Annotated in this window: 3 protein-coding genes; 2 read left to right on the plus strand and 1 reads right to left on the minus strand. The window is 58.0% G+C overall.

From position 1 onward, the window contains the following. The first annotated feature begins 289 nt into the window (after positions 1–289). A complete protein-coding gene (locus ACFFAR_RS28195) occupies positions 290–907 on the plus strand; it encodes a TetR/AcrR family transcriptional regulator (protein ID WP_375508906.1) in 618 nt (205 codons plus the stop codon). Positions 908–1,280: 373 nt separating this feature from the next. Beyond that, entirely contained in the window at positions 1,281–2,231 is a 951-nt protein-coding gene (locus ACFFAR_RS28200; RefSeq protein ID WP_375508907.1) for an alpha/beta fold hydrolase, read from the plus strand. Between the two features lie 89 nt (positions 2,232–2,320). Here the strand turns inward: ACFFAR_RS28200 and ACFFAR_RS28205 are convergent, their stop codons facing one another. After that, the gene (locus ACFFAR_RS28205) at positions 2,321–3,244 is read right to left on the minus strand and encodes an SDR family NAD(P)-dependent oxidoreductase (RefSeq protein WP_375508908.1); all 924 of its coding nucleotides are present in this window, start codon (positions 3,242–3,244) and stop codon (positions 2,321–2,323) included. Positions 3,245–3,523: the final 279 nt, after the last annotated feature.

The raw sequence follows: 3,523 nt of genomic DNA on the forward strand, positions 1-3,523 counted from the left end.
ACAGGGGATCGGCAATTGGGTGACTGGCAGGCGCGCCGACTTGTCTTGGACTCTTCAGGCACCTTTGTGGGCGAGTTTGCTCGCGGGCTCGTGCACTGCAGCAGCTTTGCAACATCTCGACATTCATCGACCGTGGCCTTTACCTATCATCGGATCGTTGCTCGCGATGGCTGCATTGAGATGGGAACCGCTGCGGGCCGGCTTCGATTAAACGAAGCAGTACTAGTACTAACGGACGCTAAATATTAAAGTCGACCTTCCTCAATAACTTGGAATAGCATCTATCAGCATGGATAATACGTTGGAAATTGGACGTCGCGGCCCTGGTCGGCCACGGCAGTTTGATATGAATGCTGCCTTGGACGCGGCACTGCTCGTTTTTCGAGAGCGCGGATATCACGCTGCGTCGCTAACGGAGTTGGGCTCGGCCATGGGTCTTACCGCTGGCAGCATCTACAAGGCGTTCAGTGACAAGCGGGCGATCTTCCTTGCCGCCTTTGATCGCTATACCGATGTCCGTAGTGCGCATCTGCGAGGTTTGCTCGATGCTCAGCAAAGCGGCGAGGAAAAGCTTCGTGCCATGCTTCGTTTTTACGCTGAGTCGTCACAAGGTATTGAAGGTCGACGGGGTTGTTTGGTGGTAGCGAGCGCCACCGAAATTGCCCTGTTTGACGAGGAAATGACAGCTCGCGTGACGCGATCCTTGCAGCGAGTGGAAGCGCTCTTTCGAGACATCATAAAGCTCGGCCAATCCGATAAATCTATCGTGGCCGAAATTGATCCTGACACGTCGGCACGCATCCTTCTGTGTCTCGTGCAGGGATTTCGGGTAGTTGGCAAAATTGGTCAGACTCCCGCCGAGGTAACAGCCGCGGTTGACCAAACTATGCGATTGCTCGCTAAATGAGGGCAAAGTTGGAAACAGTCAGTTGCATGCATCACGACACGTCAAAACCACCGGTTCGCACAATCTTTTTCTTCGCGATCGCGCGCGGACTTATCGGAGTGAGAGCTACCAGGCGCAGGCCCTCCCAGCCGATTCACGTGAAGTTGCAATCGTCTGCGCGAACAGGCACCCAAACATTGTCACGACGCCGATAGGCTCCTGCTTGCCATTCTTCATGTCTTTTGGCGATCCGAGAGAATCAACCCTTGGAACGCTCCCTCCGATGCGTCGCCATACTGCAAACACGGCGGCCAGTTTCTTTCGATGGCCGCCTCCACGTTGACGCGGGGGCTGGTCTTCCTCCTCTTTATGACCAATTTTTGGAGCGTCGCTCATGACCGAACCGCAACTGTCGTCACCGCCCACCAGGCCGATTCAGGCCACTCCCGCTTCCCGGCCCGATCCCGACCTCGACGGCTTCGAACATGGCTTTCAAACTGTCGATGGCATCCGGATTCACTACGTATCGGGCGGCAAAGCGGACGGACCCGTTCTCGTCCTCCTCGCTGGCTTTCCGGAAAGCTGGTTTGCGTGGCGAAAGGTCATGCCACTGCTTGGCGGGATCTACCGGGTCATCGCGCCTGACCTTCCTGGACAAGGCGATTCGGACCGACCTGCCGATGGTTACGATACGGAAACGTTAGCCGTTCGCGTGCACGGGCTGCTTCAGCAACTTGGGATAACCAGCTGCAACCTGGTGGGTCACGATGTTGGCGCATGGGTTGCGTATCCCTACGCGGCATTGTTCAGCGAGCAGGTGCGGCGCTTGGCCCTATTGGATGCCGGCATTCCAGGCATCACGCTGCCGGACGCCCTGCCGATTGCGCCGGATCAAGCTTGGCGCACTTGGCATTTCGCCTTTCATGTCATACCCGATTTGCCCGAAGCCTTGATCAGCGGCCGCGAGCGCGAGTACCTCGATTGGTTTCTCCGCCGCAAAACAGCGAATCCCGAGACCTTCACGGACGCCGACCTCACCGAGTATCTCAGGATCTTCAAGAAAGACGGCGGGCTTCGAGCCGGGCTCGCCTACTACCGCGCCGCAGCAGTTTCGGCTCGACAGAACCGAGAGCAAGCAACCAAGGGGAAGCTCAAAATGCCGCTCTTAGCACTTGGCTCCGATCAGGGATCCATCGCCGATATGGCGGCGCCGCTTCGTGCATTCGCCGATGACGTGCGCGGCGCCGTCGTGTCGTTCTGCGGACATTTCCTGCCTGAGGAGCAGCCAGAAGCAGTAACTAGAGAACTCTTGGCCTTTTTTGGTCAAGCTGACGAAAACGTTTAACGACTTTCAGGACCATGCGTGTGTAATGGAATTGAATCCTGACCCCAAGGCGTCCGAGCACACAAAACCTAGGCCAGTGATGTCAGCAATCAGAACCGCTCGCCGACCATTTCCTCGCTTTTGATCCACAGCGCTTTTGCATGCCTGGGATCTAGAGCGTAGGCCCTTACACCGAAGGCGTCCGCGGGGCTGTTGTTCACGGCAGCGACGTGACAGTCTTCGCAATAGAGGCCGCCGACCTCGTCGGCAGCCGCGACGAAACCTGCCCACACCGATGTTGCCGCACCCTGTTCGACGGTCTTCCATTGGAAGGCAGAGGCGGCAGCCGGCTGCTTTTCGATCATTTTGCGGGTGGTCTCGGTCAGCACGGCGCCAGGGTGCACGGCTGTGGCGCGCACGCCCGCGGCCTCGTGACGCCGGTCGAACTCGACCGCGAAGAGGATGTTCGCCGTTTTGGAACGGCGATACGCCATCAGCGGATCGTAGAACGTGTGCTCGAAATTGGGATCGTCGAGATCGACATCGGCGCCGCGATGACCAGCTGAGGCGACCGTGACGAGACGACCGCCCGGCTTGATGAGGCCCGCAATGCGGTTGACGAAAACGAAATGCCCGAGGTGGTTGGTCCCGAACTGCGTCTCGAATCCGTCAACGGTCGTCCCTTTCGGGCTCGCCATCACACCTGCGTTGGCAATGACGACGTCGAAGCGCTCGCCCGCCTTCACTAATTCGTCAGCGCTCGCACGGATACTCATAAGGGAGGCCAAATCAAGCTCAATAAGGTCGAAGCCTCCGCCCCTTGTTGCCTGAGCGCGGACCTGCTCGGTCGCCCGAAGAGCCTTGTTCGGGTCTCTGGCAGCGCCGACCACGTACGCCCCGTGAGACGCCAGAACACGAGCCGTCTCTACACCAACCCCGGAAGACACGCCGGTCACGAGTACGCGTCGGTTGCGTAGGTCGACTCCTTCGATTACCTCGTCGGCAGTACTTGTCGCGCCGAATGATATTGACATCGATTTCTCCTGCACAGCTCTGTTGTTCGTTCAAGACCCGACGGCCGAAATTTGGAACGCTGGCGCGAGAGTACTCTCATCGCCCTCCCTGTCTTAGGTGCAACACACTTTGCACATGGACCTCACCGTAGCCGCGTCGCCTTCGATTTGCCGGTCGTTACGCCCGACGACAGAGCTAGGTACGCGTTTTATCGGAACCGATTTCGTCCAACGACAATAACGCATTATCTGGCAAGCGAAGGTCCACGCTCTCAATGTTCTGCTTCAGATGCTCGACCG

The sequence above is a fragment of the uncultured Caballeronia sp. genome, from assembly GCF_964243625.1.
Classification (GTDB): domain Bacteria; phylum Pseudomonadota; class Gammaproteobacteria; order Burkholderiales; family Burkholderiaceae; genus Caballeronia.

What these genes read in the sequence shown, in the direction of transcription:
- ACFFAR_RS28195 (WP_375508906.1), top strand. Translation starts at nt 290, where the DNA reads ATGGATAATACGTTGGAAATTGGACGTCGCGGCCCTGGTCGGCCACGG.
- ACFFAR_RS28200 (WP_375508907.1), top strand. Translation starts at nt 1,281, where the DNA reads ATGACCGAACCGCAACTGTCGTCACCGCCCACCAGGCCGATTCAGGCC.
- ACFFAR_RS28205 (WP_375508908.1), bottom strand. Translation starts at nt 3,244, where the DNA reads ATGTCAATATCATTCGGCGCGACAAGTACTGCCGACGAGGTAATCGAA.